The organism is Stenotrophomonas sp. STEN022 (assembly GCF_056760155.1).
Genome location: NZ_JBRREG010000029.1, coordinates 20,357 through 40,432, shown reverse-complemented (window position 1 = coordinate 40,432; position 20,076 = coordinate 20,357). Strand labels below are relative to the sequence as shown.

16 protein-coding genes are annotated in these 20,076 nt (G+C 64.7%); 11 read left to right on the top strand and 5 right to left on the bottom strand.

The window, feature by feature from the left end:
• Nucleotides 1–122 precede the first annotated feature (122 nt).
• From ACVOMF_RS08310 to ACVOMF_RS08285, 6 genes are all read left to right on the top strand, one after another.
• A complete protein-coding gene (locus ACVOMF_RS08310; RefSeq protein ID WP_481508860.1) occupies nt 123–2,834 on the top strand; it encodes a beta-mannosidase in 2,712 nt (903 codons plus the stop codon).
• On the top strand, nt 2,834–4,267 hold the full coding sequence (locus tag ACVOMF_RS08305) for a glycoside hydrolase family 47 protein (protein WP_481508859.1): 1,434 nt from the start codon (nt 2,834–2,836) through the stop codon (nt 4,265–4,267). Before ACVOMF_RS08310 ends, ACVOMF_RS08305 begins: the two co-directional genes overlap by 1 nt.
• Nucleotides 4,268–4,565: 298 nt before the next feature.
• Nucleotides 4,566–5,225, top strand: coding sequence for a response regulator (locus ACVOMF_RS08300; RefSeq protein ID WP_481508858.1), 660 nt, complete (start codon nt 4,566–4,568; stop codon nt 5,223–5,225).
• A 17-nt stretch (nt 5,226–5,242) separates the two neighbouring features.
• Nucleotides 5,243–7,045, top strand: a complete 1,803-nt coding sequence (locus ACVOMF_RS08295) for a sensor histidine kinase (protein WP_481508857.1) — start codon at nt 5,243–5,245, stop codon at nt 7,043–7,045.
• A gap of 200 nt (nt 7,046–7,245) precedes the next feature.
• Nucleotides 7,246–7,470 (top strand): hypothetical protein, encoded by a 225-nt coding sequence (locus ACVOMF_RS08290; RefSeq protein WP_481508856.1) that lies wholly within the window; start codon nt 7,246–7,248, stop codon nt 7,468–7,470.
• Nucleotides 7,471–7,669: 199 nt separating this feature from the next.
• A complete protein-coding gene (locus tag ACVOMF_RS08285; RefSeq protein ID WP_481508855.1) occupies nt 7,670–8,722 on the top strand; it encodes a serine hydrolase domain-containing protein in 1,053 nt (350 codons plus the stop codon).
• A gap of 178 nt (nt 8,723–8,900) precedes the next feature.
• Here ACVOMF_RS08285 and ACVOMF_RS08280 read toward each other — a convergent pair whose 3' ends face one another.
• Complete coding sequence (locus ACVOMF_RS08280; RefSeq protein WP_481508854.1) at nt 8,901–11,096, bottom strand: primosomal protein N'; 2,196 nt, start codon at nt 11,094–11,096, stop codon at nt 8,901–8,903.
• Between the two features lie 421 nt (nt 11,097–11,517).
• Here ACVOMF_RS08280 and ACVOMF_RS08275 point away from each other — a divergent pair, with 421 nt between their 5' ends.
• The 4 genes from ACVOMF_RS08275 to sppA all read left to right on the top strand — a co-directional run bounded on the left by ACVOMF_RS08275 (nt 11,518) and on the right by sppA (nt 16,574).
• Nucleotides 11,518–12,537 carry a hypothetical protein gene (locus ACVOMF_RS08275; protein ID WP_481508853.1) on the top strand — a complete coding sequence of 340 codons (1,020 nt, stop codon included), beginning with the start codon at nt 11,518–11,520 and terminating at the stop codon, nt 12,535–12,537.
• Complete coding sequence (locus ACVOMF_RS08270; protein ID WP_481508852.1) at nt 12,530–13,090, top strand: DUF3106 domain-containing protein; 561 nt, start codon at nt 12,530–12,532, stop codon at nt 13,088–13,090. Before ACVOMF_RS08275 ends, ACVOMF_RS08270 begins: the two co-directional genes overlap by 8 nt.
• Before the next feature lie 141 nt (nt 13,091–13,231).
• Complete coding sequence (locus tag ACVOMF_RS08265) at nt 13,232–14,596, top strand: MATE family efflux transporter (protein ID WP_481508851.1); 1,365 nt, start codon at nt 13,232–13,234, stop codon at nt 14,594–14,596.
• 70 nt (nt 14,597–14,666) lie between these two features.
• Nucleotides 14,667–16,574: a signal peptide peptidase SppA gene (gene sppA, locus ACVOMF_RS08260; protein WP_481508850.1), complete on the top strand. Its 1,908-nt coding sequence runs from the start codon at nt 14,667–14,669 to the stop codon at nt 16,572–16,574.
• 231 nt (nt 16,575–16,805) lie between these two features.
• On the opposite strand, the gene ACVOMF_RS08255 is transcribed toward sppA, so the two are convergent.
• Nucleotides 16,806–17,036, bottom strand: coding sequence for a hypothetical protein (locus ACVOMF_RS08255; protein ID WP_481508849.1), 231 nt, complete (start codon nt 17,034–17,036; stop codon nt 16,806–16,808).
• Nucleotides 17,037–17,131: 95 nt separating this feature from the next.
• On the opposite strand from ACVOMF_RS08255, the gene ACVOMF_RS08250 reads away from it, so the two are divergent.
• The gene (locus ACVOMF_RS08250; RefSeq protein WP_481508848.1) at nt 17,132–17,908 is read left to right on the top strand and encodes an SDR family oxidoreductase; all 777 of its coding nucleotides are present in this window, start codon (nt 17,132–17,134) and stop codon (nt 17,906–17,908) included.
• Here ACVOMF_RS08250 and ACVOMF_RS08245 read toward each other — a convergent pair.
• The 3 genes from ACVOMF_RS08245 to tsaC all read right to left on the bottom strand — a co-directional run bounded on the left by ACVOMF_RS08245 (nt 17,896) and on the right by tsaC (nt 19,970).
• Nucleotides 17,896–18,522, bottom strand: coding sequence for a DUF4124 domain-containing protein (locus ACVOMF_RS08245; RefSeq protein ID WP_481508847.1), 627 nt, complete (start codon nt 18,520–18,522; stop codon nt 17,896–17,898). The genes ACVOMF_RS08250 and ACVOMF_RS08245 overlap by 13 nt on opposite strands.
• Entirely contained in the window at nt 18,522–19,190 is a 669-nt protein-coding gene (locus ACVOMF_RS08240) for a DUF4124 domain-containing protein (protein WP_481508846.1), read from the bottom strand. The genes ACVOMF_RS08245 and ACVOMF_RS08240 overlap by 1 nt, the downstream gene beginning before the upstream one ends.
• Before the next feature lie 219 nt (nt 19,191–19,409).
• Nucleotides 19,410–19,970, bottom strand: a complete 561-nt coding sequence (gene tsaC, locus ACVOMF_RS08235; protein ID WP_481508845.1) for an L-threonylcarbamoyladenylate synthase type 1 TsaC — start codon at nt 19,968–19,970, stop codon at nt 19,410–19,412.
• Nucleotides 19,971–20,076: the final 106 nt, after the last annotated feature.

Here is a 20,076-nt window from a genome sequence, read left to right as displayed (position 1 = left end):
CGGCGCTTGGCTTCAGTAGCGAATTGCAGGGCAAGCGTAGTTTCGGATTTTTGTTGATGGTGGTTTGATCGCCAGTGGTACTCGGTAAGGCAAACCGGAAGCAGCACCAGGGAGGAGATGGCATGCAGCAAGCGCATTCGAAGTTTGGATCGATACAAATTCTCGCTCAACGCGCATGCCGTGGCCTGTTGCTGTGCGCGTTGTCGCTGGCTACCAGTGCAGCCGTGGCCGCGCCATTGCAGGCGCAATGGAGCTTCCGTCTGCTGCCGGGCGATTCGCAGCTACAGGCACATCCGGGCATGGATGCGTGGAAGCCAGCGACGGTGCCGGGCAGCGTGCATACCGATCTGATGGCTGCTGGCTTGATCAGCGATCCCTACGTGGGCGCGGCCGAGGCGGGTCTGCAGTGGATCGGACTCGCTGACTGGGAATACCGCGCCCGCTTCGACGTGGATGCAGCAAGTCTGGCACGGCCGCATGCGGAGCTGCGCTTCGATGGCCTGGACACCTTCGCCGAAGTCCGCCTCAACGGCGAGCCGCTGCTGAAGGCCGACAACGCGCACCGCACCTGGCGTGCACGCGTGGATGGCCGCCTGCGCGCGCAGGGCAATGAGCTGCAGATCGTGTTCCGCTCGCCCATCCGCACCTTGCTGCCGCAGGTGCAGGCGATGCCGCACAAGATCGCCGGCAACTATCCGTCGCCCTACGGGGATGAGCCCAAGGACGCGATGGTGGGCAACTTCGTACGCAAGCCGGCCTACCACTTCGGTTGGGATTGGGGTCCGCGCTATGTCACTGCCGGTGTATGGCGACAGGTGCACCTGGACAGCTGGGATCAGCAGCGCATCACCGATCTGGCAGTACGCACTGATGCGTTGGATGCGGACAAGGCACGCTTGAGCGTGCTGCTGCAGGTGGAGCAGGCGGACAAGGCCGGCACCCAGCAGGTCGTCATCGACGTGCGTGACCCGGACGGAAAGACGGTTGCACAGATCAAGCGCGATGTCGCATTGGCGCCTGGCGAGAACAACCTGTCGCTGCCACTGCAGATCGACAAGCCGCGGCGCTGGTGGCCGGTGGGCTACGGCGCGCAGGATCGTTACACCGTGCAGGCGCGGCTGGGTGAGGGCAAGCAGGACGCGCTGACGTCCAGCATCCGCATCGGCCTGCGCACCGTGCAGCTGCAGCGCGAACAGGACAAGGATGGCGGGCAGGGCTTCGGCTTTGTCATCAACGGCGTGCCGGTATTCGCCAAGGGGGCGAATGTCATTCCGTTTGATGCCTTCCCGGCACGGGTGACGCGCGAGCGTCTACGCCGCGACCTGCAGGCCGCACGCGATGCCAACATGAACATGCTGCGCAACTGGGGCGGCGGCTACTACGAAGACGATGCCTTCTTCGACATCGCCGATGAGCTCGGTTTGCTGGTGTGGCAGGACTTCATGTTCGGCGGCGGCATGCAACCGGGCTATGACCCTGCGTTCCGCGCCAACGTCGTTGCCGAAGCACGCGACAACATCCGTCGCCTGCGGCACCACCCCAGCATCGTGCTGTGGTGTGGCAACAACGAAGAAGAAACCGCGTGGAAGGATTGGGGCCACGGCAAGACCCTGAAGGAGGCCGACCCGGTGTTCGCCGAGAAGGTCTGGCAGGGCTATGTGGACCTGTTCGGCAAGGACCTGCGCAGCGTCGTCGCCGAGGAAGGCCTGGGCGTGCCGTACTGGGCCAGTTCGCCCAGCAATGACCTGGACACAAAGGCCAATGACTCGCGTCGTGGTGACAAGCACTACTGGGAAGTCTGGGGCAACCCGGCGTTGCCGCCGACGGCCTACCTGAAGGAAACCCCGCGCTTCATGTCCGAGTATGGCCTGCAGGCCTGGCCGCAGCTGTCGACCATCAACGCCTTCGCCACGCCGGAAGAACAGCGGGTGGATGGGCCGGTGATCGAGGCGCACCAGAAGTTCCTGGATGGCAAGGGCAATGAGCGTCTGCTGCACTACATCGAGATGGAATTCGGCACGCCGAGCTCGTTCCCTGATTTCGTCTACCTGAGCCAGATGATGCAGGCCGAGGGCATCGAGCTGGCCGCGTTGCACCATCGCGCCTCGCGGCCGTACACGATGGGTTCGCTGTACTGGCAGCTCAACGACGTGTGGCCGGGTGCCTCCTGGTCCAGCGTCGATTACTTCGGCAACTGGAAAGCACTGAACTTCCATGCGCGGCGCTTCTTCGCCGAGGTGGCGGTGGCCGCGTTGCGCGATGAAGGCAGTACCCGGTTCAGTCTGCTCAACGACGGCCGTGCAGCACTGCAGGGGCAGTGGCGTGTGCGCCTGCTGGATTTCGATGGGCGGGAGCTGCAGCAGCAGCGCAGGCCGATCAGCTTGCCCGCACTGTCGGCCACCGAGGCCGCACGCTTCAGCGACGCCGAGCTGCTGCAGGGCGCAGACCCCAGTCGCAGCGTCGCTGTCTTCGAGCTGCTGCGTGGCGATGCAGTAGTGGCACAGCGCCTCGTCTATTTCGTCGCCGCCAAGCAGCAAGCCTTGCAGCCGGCACAGCTGCACAGTGAGCTGCGCGCTGAAGGCAATCACTACCTGCTGCAGCTGCATGCCGAAAAACTGGTCCGCGGCATCTGGATCGGCTTCAACAATGCCGATGCCAGCGTCGAGGACAACGCCTTTGACCTGCTGCCCGGCCAGACCCGCACGCTGGTCGTGCGCAGCACCGCACCGCTTTCCACCCTGCGCACAGCCCTGCACCTGCAGACGCTGGGCGACACCCTGCAGTCCCGTCCCGTTGCATCGCAAGACAACGCTTCCGTCGAGAGGATCCACTGATGACCCGTTCCCTGCGCACCGCCCCCCTGGTCGCCGCGCTGATGCTGGCGCTTTCCGCCTGCAGCCAGCAGGCCGCTGCTCCCGCCACTACCCCGGCTGCACCGGCCGCAGCTGCTGCACCAGCCGACGCCGCGCTTCCGACCGTCGATGACGCCGAAGCCGCACGCATGGCCGAGCAGGTCCGTGAAGCCACCCGCCACGCCTGGCAGGGTTACATGCAGTACGCCAAGGGCCACGACGATCTGAAGCCGCTCAGCGGCCAGCCGCGCGACTGGTATCCCAAGCCGCTGCTGATGTCGCCGGTCGACGCACTGGACACGCTGCTGCTGCTCGGCCTGGACAAGGAAGCCAACGAAGCACGTGAGCTGATCGTCACCCAGCTGTCCTTTGACCAGGACATGGACGTGCAGAACTTCGAGGTCACCATCCGCCTGCTCGGTGGCCTGTTGTCGGCCTACCAGATGACCAACGACGAGCGCCTGCTCAAGCTCGCCGATGACCTGGGTACGCGCCTGTCGCCGGTGTTCGACAGCCCGACCGGCCTGCCGTACACCCACGTCAACCTGCACACCGGCAAGACCAGCGGCAAGATCAGCAACCCGGCCGAAACCGGCACGCTGCTGCTGGAGTTCGGCACCCTGGCCAAGCTCACCGGCAAGCAGGCGTACTACGACAAGGCCAAGCGCGCGCTGGTGGAGACCCACAAGCGTCGCTCCAAGATCGGCCTGGTCGGCCTGAACATCAACGTCGAGACCGGCGAGTGGACCAACAAGGACGCCTCGATCGCCGGTGGCATCGACTCGTACTACGAGTACCTGCTCAAGTGCTGGAAGCTGTTCGGCGACGAAGACTGCAAGAAGATGTGGGACGAGAGCATCGGCCCGATCAATCAGTACCTGGCCGACGAAGTGCGTGAAGGCGAGCTGTGGTACGGCCACGCCGACATGGACACCGGTGCCCGCACCTCTACCACGTATGGTGCGCTGGACGCGTTCATGCCGGGCCTGCTGGCCCTGGGCGGCGACCTGGACCGCGCCAAGCGCCTGCAGGAATCCAACCTGAAGATGTGGCGCCTGCATGACATCGAGCCGGAGTCGCTGGACTACGCCAAGATGGAAGTGCGCTCGCCGAGCTACGCGCTGCGCCCGGAGATCGTCGAGTCGGCTTACTACCTGCACCACTACACCGGTGACGCGCGCTACCGCGGCATGGGCAAGGAGTTCTTCGATGACTTCGTGCGTTACACCCGCACCGATCATGGCTTCGCCGCGCTGAAGGATGTCCGCAGCAAGGAGAAGGACGACTCGATGGAGAGCTTCCTGTTCGCCGAGACGTTCAAGTACTACTACCTGCTGTTCGCCCCGGCCAAGACCCTGGACTTCGAAGGCGTGGTCTTCAACACCGAAGCCCACCCGCTGCGCCGTACCTGGTAAGGCCAATCAGTTGCAATGCTTGAGCCCCTCTCCCGCACGCGGGGTAAGAGGGGCAGTTTGCGAACCACCGGTTCGCTGCTCCCTCGAACGCCCATGCGCCGGCGCCAGGGCCGGGGCGCGGAGCGGGGGGTGGGGTGAGGGGGGCTGGGGGCCTTGGGCGTCCTCCCCCTTGGTTGCCACGGCGGAAAGGCTAGGCGTCGCCAGACTGCCCCAATCCGCTCAATCGCCCGCAGCCCATCACAAGCCAACCGTAAGACCACGCTAAACTCCGCCACAACACGGACCATGGCGGGGGCCGATGGAGCTGTCTTCCATCCTGATCATCGACGACGACGCAGCTTCGCTGGCGAGGCTGGCCCGGCTCGTGTCTGAATTACTGGTCGAGCAAGCGCCGCAGATCCACACGGCCGACAATCTCGGCAACGCCCGTGAACTGTTGCAGACCCGTCACGTCGACCTGGCCCTGGTGGACATGCAACTGCCCGACGGCACCGGCGTCGAACTGATCGGCTGGATGCAGCAGCACGTGCCGCAGCTGCAGGCGGTGATTGTGTCCGCGTTCGCCGAAGAGGAAGCCATTTTCGCCGCGCTGCGCGCAGGCGCCGTCGGCTACCTGCTCAAAGACCGCGACGACATCGAGCTGAGCATCGCGCTGCGCAGCCTGCAACGTGGTGGCGCACCGATCGACCCGATGATCGCCCGGCGCATTCTGGCCTTGCTACCGCCTGTGCAGGCACCGGTCGTTGCACCAGCAGCGCCAAGCGTGCACCTGTCCGAGCGCGAACTCGGCATTCTCACTCACGTCGCACAGGGCTATGGCAATCGCGAGATCGCCGAGCTTCTGGGGCTGTCACGGCTGACCATCGACGCGCACACCCGCAACATCTATCGCAAGCTTGCGGTAGGTTCGCGGACTGCGGCGGTCTACGAAGCGCGTGCGATGGGACTGCTGCCTTGATTCGCTGGTTGCTGCTGGTGTTGTTATTCACATGCATGGCCAGCGCCAACGCGCAGACAGTGGACATCACCCGCATCACTGACGCCGAGGCGGTGCGCGCCGACTGGCAATCGGCAGCGCCTCCCGCGCAGGGCTGGGTGCCGGTTTCTCTGGCTGACCAGTGGCAGACCCGCTGGCCCGATCACGATGGCGTGGTCTGGTATCGGTTGCGTTGGCAGCAAGGCGATGCCAATCAAGCGACGGGTCTGTTGCTGGACTACACCTGCATGGCAGCTGCGGTCTATCTCAACGGCAGCCTGATCGATCGTGATCCATCCCTGGTCGAGCCGCTCTCACGCAGCTGGCATGTGCCGCGCTATTTTCTGTTGCAGTCGCCGTTGCTGAAACAGGGCGAGAACGAACTGCTGGTGCGGGTGTCGGGCCTGGCTGCATACCAACCTTCGCTGGGTGTGGTGGACGTGGGCGATCCGCAGGCCTTGCAGGCACGCTTCAGCAAGGAGGTTTTCGTCCGCCATGACCTGCAGGTTCTGGACAGCGCGATCGGCTTCGTGCTGGCGGCGGTGATCGGCCTGTTCTGGCTGCTGCGGCGCAAGGAGTCGATGTACGGTTGGTACGCCTTGAGCGCGGTGTTCGGACGCTTGTACGACAGCAATTTCTTTGCCAGCAGCCCCTGGCCGTTCGCCACCACCGATGGTTGGCAGGCCTTTATCGGTGCCTGCTACGTCGCAGCGGCTGCAGCGCACACGATTTTCCTGCTGCGCTTCTGCGAGCGCCGCTGGCCGCGACTGGAGCGTGTGCTGGTTGCCATTGCTATGCTGGTGATGGCGGGCGCCTTGTTGGTGCCGCAGTGGATGGGGCCGAACCGCAACTTCTATCTGGTGCCGACCATCGCCTTCCTGTACGTGGTGTCGTTCACCTTCATGGGCTATGCGCTGCGTAGTGGTCGTCGCGACTATCAGGTGCTGGCGCTGTGCATCATCCTGCCGATTGCGGTGTCGCTACACGACCTGGGTGTGTACATGGGTTGGTATGGCGGCGTCAGCTACCTCGGTTCATTCACCTCGCCGCTGATGTTGCTCGGCATGGGCTTCGTGCTCGCGTACCGTTTCGCCAACACCATGCAACGGGTCGAAGGCTTCAACGAAGAGCTGCGTCATGAGGTGCAACAGGCGACCGCGCAGCTCGCCGATACCCTGCAGCAACAGCATGCGCTGGAACTTGCCCACAGCCGTGCTGGCGAGCGTCTGCAGTTGGTACGAGACCTGCACGATGGTTTCGGTGGCACCTTGGTGGGTGCCATCGCACGCTTGGAGCAGGCGCCGGAAGACATGCCGCGACAGAAGGTAATCGGCGTGCTGCGCGAAATGCGTGATGACCTGCGTCTGGTCATCGACAGCACTGCGCGTGAGCACGGCGATCTTGCCGAGTTGCTGGTGCCGCTACGGCACCGTGCAAGCGGTCTGCTGGACGCGGCCGATATCCAGGCATATTGGCACCTGCATGATATCCAGGGCGTGGAGCTTGGAGCCTCGCGCAGCCTGGATCTGCTGCGGCTGCTGCAGGAAGGTTTGACCAATGTGTTCAAGCACAGCCGTGCACAGCGTGTGGATGTCCATCTGCAACGACATGGCGAGCAGCTTCAGCTGCATATCGATGACGATGGCATCGGTATTGGCGATGTTGGCGTGGGTGCTGCCAGCGGCGCAGGGCTGATCAGCATGCAACTGCGTGCACACCGGCTGGGCGGGGTGCTGCACATCGGTCAGCGTGAGGGCGCCCCTGGCACCCGTATGGCGCTAGTGCTGCCGCTGCGGGGTTAGCTGCCGCAACGCCGCAGGCAGAGGCCTTTGTCGGTGCCTACCTGATTTCGTGGATAGGCGGGATGTCATGGTCCGGCCTAGCGTGTGCTCTTGGCGGGATCGGGGCAGCAATCACATGCGTGGCGGCGCGCTATCTGTGTTCAATTCTTGGTCTTTGCGGGCAGCGATGGCTGGCTTGCCCGTGTCGCCGGATGTATAGCGTGGCAGCCGTCGCGGTGCGGATCGAGAAGCGGTGGGACGCGCCAGTACTTGGTGCCAGCGTGACCGCGAAATCCTGGCGTTGCGGTGTCTGCAATGGAGCATGGATCGTGCATGACGCTGGGCTGCGTCGCGAGGTTGAACTATCCATTGCCAGTTCGGCGTGGCATGTCGTCATCCGCGAGCAGCAGATAATGCAGGTGCAGGTGCTGCATATGGTGCGCTGAGTGGTTGAAGGGCAGGCTCAACCCCGCGATGGCGCCAACGAATGCCGGGCGCTGGTGATCGTGGTTTAAACCTTTTCGTCGTTTCGAGCATCCAAGACTGGAGTCGGTAATCGCGGTGGTCGCGATTCGACCTACCCAAGCCAGTCACGACCGGAGCGAGACGATGCGATGTGCAAGCCCCCGAAACCTGCTGTGCCTGGTGGCGTTTCTGTGTGTACTTCCCTTCCAGTTGGCTGCAGCCACGCTGGATGCTGCCAATGATGCGACGCGTCGTTTCATTGCCAGCACGATGGTGGAGAGAGGCATTCCGGGGCTGCAGGTTGCGGTGATCAAGGACGGCAAGGTGGTGTTCTCCGAGGCGCAGGGCCTGGCCAATCTGGAATACAAGGTTGCAGCTACTCGCACCACCTTATTTCCGATCAACTCGGCGACCAAGGCGTTTACCGGTGTAGCAGTGATGCAGCTGGTCGAAGCCGGGAAGGTCGATCTGGATGCACCCATCTCAACCTATCTGCAGCAACTGCCCGCTGCATGGAGGGGGATTCGGGTACGTCAGCTGCTTGCGCATACCTCCGGCTTGCCGGATATCGTCAATGCTCAGGGGCTGATTGGTGGTGGCTCCGAGGCGCAGGCCTGGAAGCTGGTTGAGCAACTTCCGATGCAGGCCCTGCCGGGTGAGCAGTTCGCCTACAACCAGACCAACTACGGCTTGCTCGCCAGAATCATTGGCCAGCGCAGTGGCAAGCCCTACGAGGATCATCTGGTGGACAGTCAGTTCAATGTTCTGGGCATGAACCATGTTGGTTTCGGTGGCAGCTACGATGTGCTACCGAATGCGGCCACCATGTACAGCTTCTTCCCCCGCAGCAGCGATGCCGCCGATGCACCAAAGCGCCTGTCACGTTGGTTTTACGACATGCCGCAAGGCCTGTGGGCTGGTGGCGGTATCCAGACCACCGCTGATGATCTGGCACAGTGGTTGGCAGCCTTGTTGCAGCAGCGCGTGCTGCGCGCAGATAGTCTTGCGCGAATGTGGACGCCAGAGCGTTTGAATAATGGCAACGAAGGTGATTGGGCCGCAGGCTGGCCAGTATCCGGTCCGGTGGGGAAGCGACAGGTCAGCAGCTTTGGTGGCGCACGTGCGGCGTTCGTGGTCTATCCGGACGAAGGCCTGGCGGTGGTCGTGTTGACCAATCTTGTCGGTGCCAACCCGCAGCAGTTCACCGGTCAGATTGCCGATTTCTACCGTTAGCAGCGTAGTGCCGAGCCATGCTCGGCAGAGGCTTTCCAAGCAATGCCCTGTAATACCGAGCCATGCTCGGCAGGAGGCTTTGCCGGTAACGCTCCAGCCGAGCATGGCTCGGCTCTACCGGGATCATGTGCACTGTCAGTTTCGCGGCTTACGCCGCTCCCACAAACCCCAACAGCCCTCAATACAGATCCATCGGGTCCACATCCAGCGACCAGCGCACACGGCGCGCCTGCGGCAGACCATAGGCCTGCGCCATCAAGCCATCCAGCGCTGAATGCAACGGACGCCGTTGCCCAGCCGACAACAACAACTGCGTGCGTTGGAAACCTGCACGGCGCGGCATCGGTGCCGGCATCGGTCCAAAGCGCTCAAGGTCGTTCTGTTTGGGAAGCAGTTGCTTGAGCGCGGCGAGGAATTCATTGGCCTGCTCCACCTGCTTTGCCTCGGCACGCAGCATGGCCATGTGTGCGAATGGGGGAAACCCAGCAGCCTCACGCTGCAGCAGTTCGGCGTCGGCAAAGGCGTGGTAGCCGCCGTTGACCAGCGTATGCAGCAGCGCATTGTCCGGATGATGCGTCTGCAGCCAGACCTCGCCGGTGCGCTCGGCGCGACCGGCTCGGCCGGCGACCTGGATCAACTGCTGCGCCAGTTTTTCACTGGCGCGGAAGTCGGCCGAAAACAGGCCTTCATCGATGCCGACCACGACCACCAGGGTCAACTTCGGCAGATCGTGGCCCTTGGCCAGGATCTGCGTGCCGACCAGGATGCCGGGTTGATCGCCCAGCGTCGCCAGTGTCTGTTCCAGTGCATCGCGGCGAGCGGTGGTGCTGCGGTCGATGCGCAGCACCGGGTAATCCGGGAACAACTGCAGCAGGCGTTCTTCCAGGCGCTCGGTGCCAATGCCTTGTGGTTGCAGTGCAAGACTGGCGCAGTCCGGACAAGCCAATGGAACCGGTTGGCGCGCGCCGCAATGATGGCACTGCAGGCGGCGGCCCCCACCGTGCACGGTCATCGGTGTCTTGTGCAGCGGTGTGCTGCAGCGGTTGCACGGAGCGGTCCAGCCGCAGTCATGGCAGAGCAGCACCGGCGCATAGCCGCGCCGGTTCTTGAACACCAGGACCTGACTGCCGGCTTTCAGATGCTGCTCGATACCAACCAGCACTTCCGGTGATAAACCGTCCTGCAGCGGCCGCTTGCGTACGTCGAATACGCGCACGCCCGGTGGCTTGGCATCACCGGCACGTTGCTGCAGGCGCAGGTGCGTGTAGCGACCGCTGCGTGCGTTGTGCAGGGATTCCAATGATGGCGTCGCACTGCCCAGCACCACCGGCACATTCAGTGCCTTGCCGCGCACCATCGCGAAATCCCTTGCGTGGTAACGGATGCCGTCCTGCTGCTTGTAGCTGCCGTCGTGCTCTTCGTCGATGACGATCAAGCCGGCCTGCGGCAGTGGCGTGAAGATTGCCGAACGGGTACCGACGATCACCCGTGCTTCACCGCGCGAGGCGGCGGCCCAGACGCGTGCACGTTCGTTGTCGTTCAAGCCCGAATGCAGCGCATGCACCGGAATCCCCAAGCGGCTGCGGAAGCGGTGCAGGGTCTGCGGGGTCAGGCCGATTTCCGGTACCAGCACCAGCGCCTGCTTGCCCTGTTGCAGGCAATGGCAGATGGCCTGCAGGTAGACCTCGGTCTTGCCGCTGCCGGTGACGCCGTCGAGCAGGAAGGGCTGGAAACCCGCGGCTGCCTGCAGCGCGTCGATCGCTTCTTGCTGCTGCGGGTTCGGTACCGGGCCGGCGACGATGCGCGGTTGCGGAATCACCGCCGCCACTTCGATGCGCTGCGCATGCTCGCGCTTGAGCAGCGCGCGGGCGGCGCTGCGCCAGTCGTCCAGCTGATCGTCCAGCAGGTCTTCATTGACCGTGCCCTCCAGCAGCAGCGTGGCCAGACGTTGCGGGCGGGTACCGCTGCGCAGGCGGTCGTAACCGGCGCGACCGGCCTCGGTCAGTTCCCAGGCCCAGCCGTGGGTGTCGGGCAGCGGCTCGCCGCGCCGCAGCGGTGCCGGCAACGCGGTGGCGATCACCTCGCCCAGTGGGGCATGGGTATAGCGCGCCAGCCAGCGCAGCGAGGCGCTGAGTTCGCCCTGCAGCAGCGCGGCCTCATCCAGCCATTGCAGGGCCGGACGCAAGGCCGCCGGGTCATCGCTGTGGCCGATGGCCTCGACCACCCCGACCAGCTCGCGTGGACCGAATGGCACCCGCAACCGACGTCCCACATCGCTGGCCTCGGGCGCGGGGGCGCCGGCCGGGGGCAGGTAGTCGAACAGCTGTGGCAGGGGCACCGGTAGGGCGAGGCGCAGGGTGGGGCAGTCAGGCATGGGCCAAGTTTAGCCGCAGCCGAAGGTTTGGCTGTCGCCATTCACCCGCGTCCAGATGCTGTGAAGTCCTGCATAAATGCGGCGTAAACGCTGGCTGCGCTTGGAGATTTATTGTTATCCACACATCCTGTGGATAACTCTGTGGGTGAGTAAAGTGCTCCACGCGTTCAGGGCGATGGAGCAAGCCTTTGGGTCAACTTGGTCAAAAAATAGCCACATCAATTATTCAATCAAAATCAATAAGTTATCCGTGAAACAAAAAAGAAATACAGTCTCACGGCGGCTTGCTTGAGTCGCTTGTCATAGCGTATTGACGCTGTGCACAAGTTGTTGCAGAGGCTTGCAGAATCGGTCCAGTGATGACTTGGGGCGTCGGCAGCAGGGTGTGCGCTCGGTATCATCACGGCATGACGGAGTTCACATGATGGCTGCACCAGCCCCTCTTTCGCCGGCCGCAGCCAATGCTCTGTCCGCCTTTTTGCGCGGGGTGGAACGCCGCGCCCTGGTCGTTGCTGAATTGCAGGCCGGCGATGCCGCCGTCGGCGAGCGTGCGGTGGCCGTGGCCATGCGTGCCTTTGCCGGGCATGCCGCGCAACTGCTGATGGTCGAATGGCCGGCCCGCTTCTGGGGCCTGCTGTGCAGCACCCCGCAGTTGCTGAAGCCAACCAGCCCAGGCAACTGGGAGCCAGCCTTGGCCCATCTGGGCACGCTGGCAGCGGGCGAGCGCCTGGCGCTGCTGCTGCGGATTGGCGCCGGCCTGGATGAAGCACCCGCCGCGGCGGTGCTGGGGGGGGACGCCAATGCCTACCGGCAAGCGCTGGCGGGCGCCTGTCCGATGGATGCCGGTGGCCGCCCGGATGCCGCCAGCTGGCGCGCCTTGGCCGAGCAGGTGCAGACGCTGATCCGCGACCTGTCGCCGCCGCGCCTGCAGCAGCTTGAACAGCTGCGTGATTCGGTGATTACCGGCGCCTTGCCCGCTGCGGCCGCTCCGCCTGCTGCCACTGGCAACAGCCCGCGCGAGGAAGAGGGCAGTCGCCGCAAGCCTGCACAGCGGCGCAAACAGGCCAAACCCTGGACGCTGCGCACCTGGCTGCTGCTATGTCTGCCGCTGTTGCTGCTGGCAGTGGTGGCGCTGTGGTGGTGGCGTTCGCATACGGCGCCGAGTGCCGACCCGAATGGTGGCAATGGGCTGGCTGACAATGGCCCGGTACAGGTGGAATCGCTGCCCGACGACAGCACCCCGGCCGGACCAGGCGCTGACCCGCACGCGGCTGCCGATGCGGCGATGTTGGCCGATCCGGCGTTGGACACGGCCCGTGATACCGATTTCCATGCCTGGTATGCAGCCGGTGGTCCGATCCCGGTGGATGAATCACAGCCGCAACCCAGCCGTCCGGAACCGGCCGGTGCAGCGCTGGAGACGAGCGATGCCGATGAATAAGTCTTTTCTGGCGGGGCTGATCCTGTTCGTTGCGCTGCCGCTGCAGGCTGCCGTACCGGCCGCTTTGCCCGAACTGTCGGCAGCGCCTGGCAGTGCCGGCGTGATCAGCACCCGGAGTGCCTGGGCCTCGATGAGCCCGGAGCAGAAGCGCGAGGTGCGCAGTCGCTATGCAGCCTGGCAGGCACTGCCGGCCAGCGAACAGCAGCGCATCCGCCAGGCGGCAGCAGCAATCGCCGCGTTGCCGGATGCACAGCGCCAGGCCCTGCGTGCGCGCTATACGGCTATCGACCAGATGCACCGCGATGGTTGGTTGCTGGGCCCGCAGCTGGGTGTGTTGTATCCGCGCCTGCAGCCCCTGTTCGGCTACCTGCCGGCGGCCGAGCGCGAGCCGGTGATTGCGCTGCTGCGGCAACTCGATGCCGCCCAGCTGGAACAGTTGAGCCTGATTTCGCAGCGCACTCCGCCGCAGCAACGTGAGGAACTGCGCACCCAGTTGCTGGCCTTGGCGCCGGCACAACGTGATGCCTGGCTGCGCGAGAAAGTCGGGCACTGAGTACCGCGCTGTGCGGCAGCACGCCATCCGTTCATCCGCGGTGCGGGGCCGTAACAGCCTTGCCACGGTAGAATAGGCACACTCCGCGACCCGGCATCTGTGCGCTTCCTGCGCCGGCCGTAGTCCGCGTCCCTGTGTTTTATGTCCATGTCTCCCGCCACGCCGCGCTTCATGCAAGAAGTGCGGACGACCGGACTGCTCGCCCTGCCGTTGGTGCTGGGCCACGTTTCCACCGGTCTTATTGCCTTTGTCGACAACACCATCGCCGGCCACCATGGCACCGATACCTTTGCTGCGGTCAGCATCGGTACGGCCCTGCTATGGCTGCCGATGCTGGTGCCGATCGGCACCTTGATCTCGCTCACCGCCTCGGTGTCGCAGTTGCACGGCGCAGGCCGTGACCGTGAAATCGGCCCGCTGTTCCGCCAGGCACTGTGGTTGGGCGTGGGCCTGAGCGCGTTGATGTTCCTGTTCCTGAGCGTGGTGCCGGCGTTCCTGCCAGCGTTTGGTATCGCGCCGGAAATCGTGCCCGGTGCCACTGACTTCCTGCATGCCATCCGTTGGGGCGTGCCTGCGCTGACCCTGTACTTCTGCATGCGCTACCTCAGTGAAGGCATGCATTGGACCTTGCCGACCATGCTGATTGGTTTCGGTGGCCTGCTGGTGCTCGGTCCTTTGGGCTACGCACTTTGCAACGGCAAGTTCGGCTTCCCCGAGCTCGGCGCCGAAGGTCTGGGCATCGCCTCCTCGGTGACCATGTGGGTACAGGCCATCGCCTTTGCCACCTACCTGTGGACCACCAAGCGCTTCGCCCACCTGCAGTTGTTCAGTCATTTCGAACTGCCGCGCCTGCGCGCGATCTGGGACCTGCTGCGTACCGGCCTGCCGATCGGCATCACCGTGCTGATGGAGGGTGGTCTGTTCATCATCACCGCGCTGCTGATCGGCCGTATCGGTGCCACCGAGGCCAGTGCCCACCAGATCGCGATCAACGTGGCACAGCTGTGCTTCATGATCCCGATGGGCGTGGCCGAGGCCACCACCGTGCGCGTCGGCCATGCGGTCGGCAGCAACGATCCGCTGGGCGTGCGCCGCGCCACCTGGGCCGGCTACGCGATCGTGCTGGTGACCCAGATGGTGTCGATCACCGCCTTGTTGCTGGGCCATGACGTGGTGGTGGGTCTGTACACCGACGACCTTGCGGTGGCCGCGTTGGCCTCCACCTTGTTGTTGTATGCGGCCACCTTCCAGATCCCCGATGGCATCCAGGTGCTGTCCGCTGGCGCGCTGCGTGGGCTCAAGGACACCCGCGTGCCGATGTTCATTGCCATGTTCGCCTATTGGGGCGTGGGCATGCCGGTCGGTGCCGGGCTTGGACTGGGTCTGGGCTGGGGCCCGCAGGGCATGTGGATCGGCCTGATCATTGGTTTGACCGTGGCCGCGGTGCTGTTGGGCTGGCGACTGCGGGTCAGCAGTGGCCGGCTCATCGCCCAGGCTGCCCCCTGACTTAAAGGCCATGCCGGCGGCGTCCGGTTATGCGTATCCTGACTTGCAACCAGCCCCCAACGGAGCGTCCATGAATCCCCCTCCAGTGCCACGCCGCAATCCCGTTGCCAGCTTCTTCATCGGCATCTGGGACGTGATGAACTTCACCCGCCGGTTGATCCTCAACCTGCTGTTCTTCGGCTTGCTGTTCCTGATCCTGATCGGCTTGATGGTCGCCGTGGGCAAGGGCACTTCGTCGACGACCGTGCTGCAGGAAGGCACCACCCTGGTGATCGCGCCGGAAGGCCGTCTGGTCGAGCAGTACAGCACCGACCCGCTCAGCCGCGCGCTGGGCAAGGCGCTGGGCGAGACCAATGCCGAAGAGCTGCAGCTGCGCGATCTGATCCGCGCCATCGAAGCGGCCAAGGACGACAAGAAGATCAACCGCGTGGTGCTGCAGCTGGACAAGCTGCAGCCCAGTGGCTTTGCCTCGATGCGTGAAGTAACCGCCGCGCTGCAGGATCTGCGTGCGGCCAACAAGCAGGTCGTGGCCTTCAGCGAGAACATGGGCCAGTCGCAGTACCTGCTGGCCGCGCAGGCCGATGAGGTCTACCTCGACCCGATGGGCGGCCTGTTGCTGGAAGGCCTGGGTCGCTATCGCCAGTACTTCCGCAGCGGTCTGCAGGACAAGCTGGGCGTGGACGTGCACCTGTTCAAGGTGGGCGAGTTCAAGTCTGCCGCTGAGCCCTATGTGCTCGACGCCGCCTCGCCGCAGGCCAAGGAAGCCGACCTGTTCTGGATGAACGACGTGTGGCAGCGCTACCTCGGCGACATTGCCAAGGCACGCAAGCTCGACGCCGCACAGCTGGCCGCCGGCATCGACACGCTGCCGGAAGGTGTTGCCGCAGCCGAAGGCGATCTGGCCCGTTTCGCCCTGCAGCAGAAGCTGGTGGATGGCCTGAAGACCCGCGAAGAAGTGGACGCCCTGCTCACCGAACGCGGCGTTGCCGACGGCGATGCTGACGGTGGCTATCGCCAGATCGGCCTGGGCGACTACCTGACCCAGCTCGATGCTCGCCGCTCGCCGATGGATTCGCGTCCGCAAGTTGCCGTGGTGGTGGCCGAAGGCGAGATCGCCGGCGGCGACCTGCCGGCTGGCCGTATCGGTGGCGTCTCGACCTCGGCGCTGCTGCGCGAGGCACGCGACGACGACGACGTGAAGGCGGTGGTGCTGCGCGTGGACTCGCCGGGCGGTGAAGTATTCGCCTCCGAGCAGATCCGTCGTGAAGTGGATGCGCTCAAGGCCGCCGGCAAGCCGGTGGTGGTATCGATGGGTGACATGGCCGCATCCGGTGGTTACTGGATCAGCATGAACGCCGACCGCATCTATGCCGACGAATCCACCATCACCGGCTCGATCGGCATCTTCGGCATGATCCCGAACTTCGCCCGCAGCCTGGACAAGATCGGCGTGCACACCGACGGTGTCGGCACCACCCGGTTTGCAGGTGCGTTCGACGTGACCCGGCCGATGGACCCGGCGGTGGGCCAGGTGATCCAGTCGGTGATCAACAAGGGTTATGCCGATTTCACCGGCAAGGTGGCAGCGGCACGCAACAAGCCGGTTGAAGCGGTGGATGAAGTCGCACGTGGTCGCGTGTGGAGCGGCGCGCAGGCCAAGGAGCGCGGCCTGGTGGATGCCTTCGGTGGTTTGAAGGCGGCCGTTGCCGATGCAGCGCAGCGCGCCAAGCTTGGTGAAAGCGACAAGTTCCGCGTGCGTTACATCGAGAAGGCCGCCACCCCGTTCGCGCAGTTCATGACCGGCTTCGCCGGCAGCCGCGCCGGCGCCTGGATGCTGGCCGACTCGGGCGTCGCGCGCATGCTGATCGCCAAGCAGATGCCGGAGCTGGACACCCAGCTGCGCTTCGTCGAAGACGCAGTGAAGGACCGCAATGGTGCACCGGTGAAGTCGCTGGCATATTGCTTCTGCGGCTTGTAAGCGCCCTGTGTGATGTGCAGCAACAACGCCGCCCAAGGGCGGCGTTGTTGTTTCTGCCCTGTAGTGCCGAGCCATGCTCGGCAGGGGCTTTCCAGACAATGCTGTAGTACCGAGCCATGCTCGGCAGAGACGTTCCCGGTAAGGCCCCTTGCCGAGCATGGCTCGGCACTACATGTGGGTTTTCGTGGTAATGCCCAATGCCGAGCATGGCTCGGCACTACAAGTGACGCGCTATTTGGCGGTATCGGCTGCTCCAACCGCCGCATCCAACTCGGCTTTCTGCGCCTTGCTGGCCTGCTCGGCCGCCGCAGCTGTCGCCTTGGCCTGATCCAGATCCTTCTTCATGGCATCACGCAGCGCGGTGGCTTGCGGATCAGGACGGCGTTCGGTGTCCGGCGCTTGTGGCTTGCACGCTGCCAGTGCAAGCAGCAACGGCACCATCAACAGTGAAAGACGCTTCATCGGCATGCTCCGCTGGGCTCAGGCAGCTATCCTAGCCCCAACTTCCTGCAGCGTCCCTTCACAGGCGCCGCACCCCGCATCGATGAGGAAACACAATGAACCCGCAGCGTTGGCGCCTGGATGGGCAAACCGCCTTGGTCACCGGTGCCAGTGCCGGCATTGGCCTGGCAATCGCACGTGAACTGCTGGGTTTCGGTGCCGATGTGCTGATCGTCGGGCGCGATACCGATGCGCTGGAAACCGCGCGCGATGAATTGGCCGATGCGTATCCGGAGCGCGCCATCCACGCGCTCTCGGCCGATGTCAGTGATGACCAGGATCGGCAGGAAATCCTCGACTGGGTCGAAGACCACAGCGATGGCCTGAACATCCTGGTCAACAACGCCGGTGGCAACACCACCAAGCCGGCAACCGAGTATTCCGAAGACGAATGGCGCGGGATCTTCGAGACCAACCTGTTCTCGGCATTCGAGCTATGCCGCTACGCGCACCCGTTGCTGACCCGGCACGCATCCTCGGCGATCGTCAATGTTGGCAGTGTTTCCGGCATCACCCATGTGCGCAGCGGCGTGGTCTACGGCATGACCAAGGCGGCGATGCAGCAGATGACCCGCAACCTGGCCTGCGAGTGGGCCGAGGACGGCATCCGCGTCAACTCGGTGGCGCCGTGGTACATCCGCACCCGCCGCACTTCCGGGCCGTTGTCCGATGCCGACTACTACGATGAAGTGATCGCGCGCACGCCGATGCGGCGCATCGGTGAACCGGAAGAAGTAGCCGCTGCAGTGAGCTTCCTGTGCCTGCCGGCATCAAGCTATGTCACCGGTGAGTGCATCGCGGTGGACGGCGGCTTTCTGCGCTACGGGTTCTGAGTGTTGCAGTCGCTGCCAGCCAGCAGTGACTGCAGACGCTGATGTTTTTTCTGTAGCGCTTCGGCTTGGCTGGCCGCTGCAAAACGCCATTCCGATTCGGCTTCGTTTACCCATTGCTGCCAGGTAGCGCATAGCTGCGCCGGGTCGACTGCGGCGCAGGTATCGCGCACCACTTCGCAGGCGTCGCCTGCGCCGGTATTGGGGTTGCCGTCCAGGCCGGTGACCTGCATCGTCACGCAGCGTGACGGCGGCTCGCTGGTTTCGCTGAAGTAGTTCTGGCCTTCGCGTGTGCGGCACTGGAACAGCTCGGGCAACGGCACCGGTGGTGCCGTCGCAACGGCGGTGGCTCTCGGCGGCTCGGGGATCGCAGCAGCAGGAGCGGGTGCCGCGATCAGTTGCGGTAGCGCTGCAGGTGCCGGGCTTGCAAGCGGTGGCGGAGGTGGCAGGCTCTGCACCGCCTGCATGACTTTCTTGCTCTGCAGTTGCGTGCCCTTTGGGCAGGGCATGTTCTGCACGGTGAGCGCGCCGGCGGCATCAGTGCAGCGGTAGAACACGATCTCGCCGGCCTGTGCACTGGCGCTGGCCAAAAGCAGGATCAGGATCAGGCAACGCATCAGGTTCCCCCGCAATCCTGTTCAAGTCGTGCGTCTATGCCGCGCTGTTCGCGGGTCAATTCCTGGCGCTCGCTCTGCAGCGCGCTGTTGTAGCGGCGGATCAGTTCCCAGCGCCGATCGCGCAGCCGCGCGCATACTTCCTGTGGTGGCAGGGCATGGCAGCTGTCGCGCACCAGCACCGAGCCCATCGGAACCGCGACACCTGCTCGCCACGGGATACCGCCGCCGGGAGGGCGCGGCGGGCGTGGGCCACCATGGCCGGGACCGTGATGGGTCGGGTAGGCATAGCCCCAGGTTGGCACCCAGCGCGGATTGCCTTCGTTGTTGTCGCTGGTATAGCGCTCGCCTTCGCTGGTGACGCACTCGTACATCGGCTGTGGTGGCTGCACCGTGACCACCCGCACCTCGCGCTGAATCACAGGTGCGGTAGTTGGTGTTGGTGCTGTGGATGCCTGCCGCGGTGGTGGGTCCTTCGGTCGCGTCATTTCCAGCACCTGTTGCTGATGCGCCTTGGTGCAGGGGGCATCCTGCAGCGACACCGCGCCGTTGCTGCCGACGCAGCGGTAGATGCGGACATTGTCCGCCGAGCCGGCGGGAGGCGGATCAACCGCCAGGGCCACGGCTGGCAACCAGACCAGGCAACCGAGCAGGGGCAGGCGAGCGCGCATGCCGGCAGTGTGCCACGACGGCTTCGTTGTTGTTGTGGGAGCGGCGTAAGCCGCGAAGCTGGCAATCTTGCCGGCCGCGTTCCTGTGTAGTGCCGGGCCATGCTCGGCTGAGGCGCTACCGGTGAAGCCCCTGCCGAGCATGGCTCGGCACTACGCCGTTGCCCCCTCCCTTTGGCGTAGCCAAGGGGAGGGCTGGGGAGGGGTTGGCTTTTCAGCTTTTCAGTCGCGCAGGACCGCGCCGGTGGCGGCCACGCGGATGCGGGTCGGTTGGGCCAGGCCGCCGGTGGCGCCGTCCAGCAGACCATCCAGCAGGGCCAGCAGGGCAGGGTCCAGCTGCTCAGGGGAGCGCGCCGGGGGCTCACCGGCGAGGTTGGCACTGGTCGAGACCAGCGGGCCGCCCCAGGCCTTGCACAGGGCCTGTACCAGCGGATGCGCGCTGACCCGTACGGCGATGCCGGTGTGCTCGCCGGTGATCCAGCGTGGGGCGCGTGGGCCGGCTGGGACGATCCACGTGTTGGCGCCGGGCCAGCTTTCCAACACCGCTTGCCGTCGATCGGCAGGCAAGGCATCCAGCTGCACCCAACCTTCCAACTGCGCCGGGCTGGCGGCGATCAGGATCATGCCTTTCTCGACCGGGCGCTGTTTCAGCGCCAGCAACTTCATAACGGCAGTTTCGTTGGAGGGATCACAGCCCAGGCCCCAGACCGCTTCGGTCGGGTAGGCGATCACGCCACCGGCCTTGAGGGCCGGGACGACGTTGTGCAGGTCGAGTTCGAGCATGGTCAGCACCGTTGGAGGGCCAGTGCGTTCGATGGCGCTGGTCCGCGAAAGGGACGCAAAGCAAAGGCCGCCCGGTGGGCGGCCTGCTGCGGGTGGTGCTGATTAT

Coding starts and splice junctions, on each gene's coding strand:
- ACVOMF_RS08310 (WP_481508860.1), top strand. CDS start 123: ATGCAGCAAGCGCATTCGAAGTTTGGATCGATACAAATTCTCGCTCAA.
- ACVOMF_RS08305 (WP_481508859.1), top strand. CDS start 2,834: ATGACCCGTTCCCTGCGCACCGCCCCCCTGGTCGCCGCGCTGATGCTG.
- ACVOMF_RS08300 (WP_481508858.1), top strand. CDS start 4,566: ATGGAGCTGTCTTCCATCCTGATCATCGACGACGACGCAGCTTCGCTG.
- ACVOMF_RS08280 (WP_481508854.1), bottom strand. CDS start 11,096: ATGCCTGACTGCCCCACCCTGCGCCTCGCCCTACCGGTGCCCCTGCCA.
- ACVOMF_RS08275 (WP_481508853.1), top strand. CDS start 11,518: ATGATGGCTGCACCAGCCCCTCTTTCGCCGGCCGCAGCCAATGCTCTG.
- ACVOMF_RS08270 (WP_481508852.1), top strand. CDS start 12,530: ATGAATAAGTCTTTTCTGGCGGGGCTGATCCTGTTCGTTGCGCTGCCG.
- ACVOMF_RS08265 (WP_481508851.1), top strand. CDS start 13,232: ATGTCCATGTCTCCCGCCACGCCGCGCTTCATGCAAGAAGTGCGGACG.
- sppA (WP_481508850.1), top strand. CDS start 14,667: ATGAATCCCCCTCCAGTGCCACGCCGCAATCCCGTTGCCAGCTTCTTC.
- ACVOMF_RS08255 (WP_481508849.1), bottom strand. CDS start 17,036: ATGAAGCGTCTTTCACTGTTGATGGTGCCGTTGCTGCTTGCACTGGCA.
- ACVOMF_RS08250 (WP_481508848.1), top strand. CDS start 17,132: ATGAACCCGCAGCGTTGGCGCCTGGATGGGCAAACCGCCTTGGTCACC.
- ACVOMF_RS08245 (WP_481508847.1), bottom strand. CDS start 18,522: ATGCGTTGCCTGATCCTGATCCTGCTTTTGGCCAGCGCCAGTGCACAG.
- ACVOMF_RS08240 (WP_481508846.1), bottom strand. CDS start 19,190: ATGCGCGCTCGCCTGCCCCTGCTCGGTTGCCTGGTCTGGTTGCCAGCC.
- tsaC (WP_481508845.1), bottom strand. CDS start 19,970: ATGCTCGAACTCGACCTGCACAACGTCGTCCCGGCCCTCAAGGCCGGT.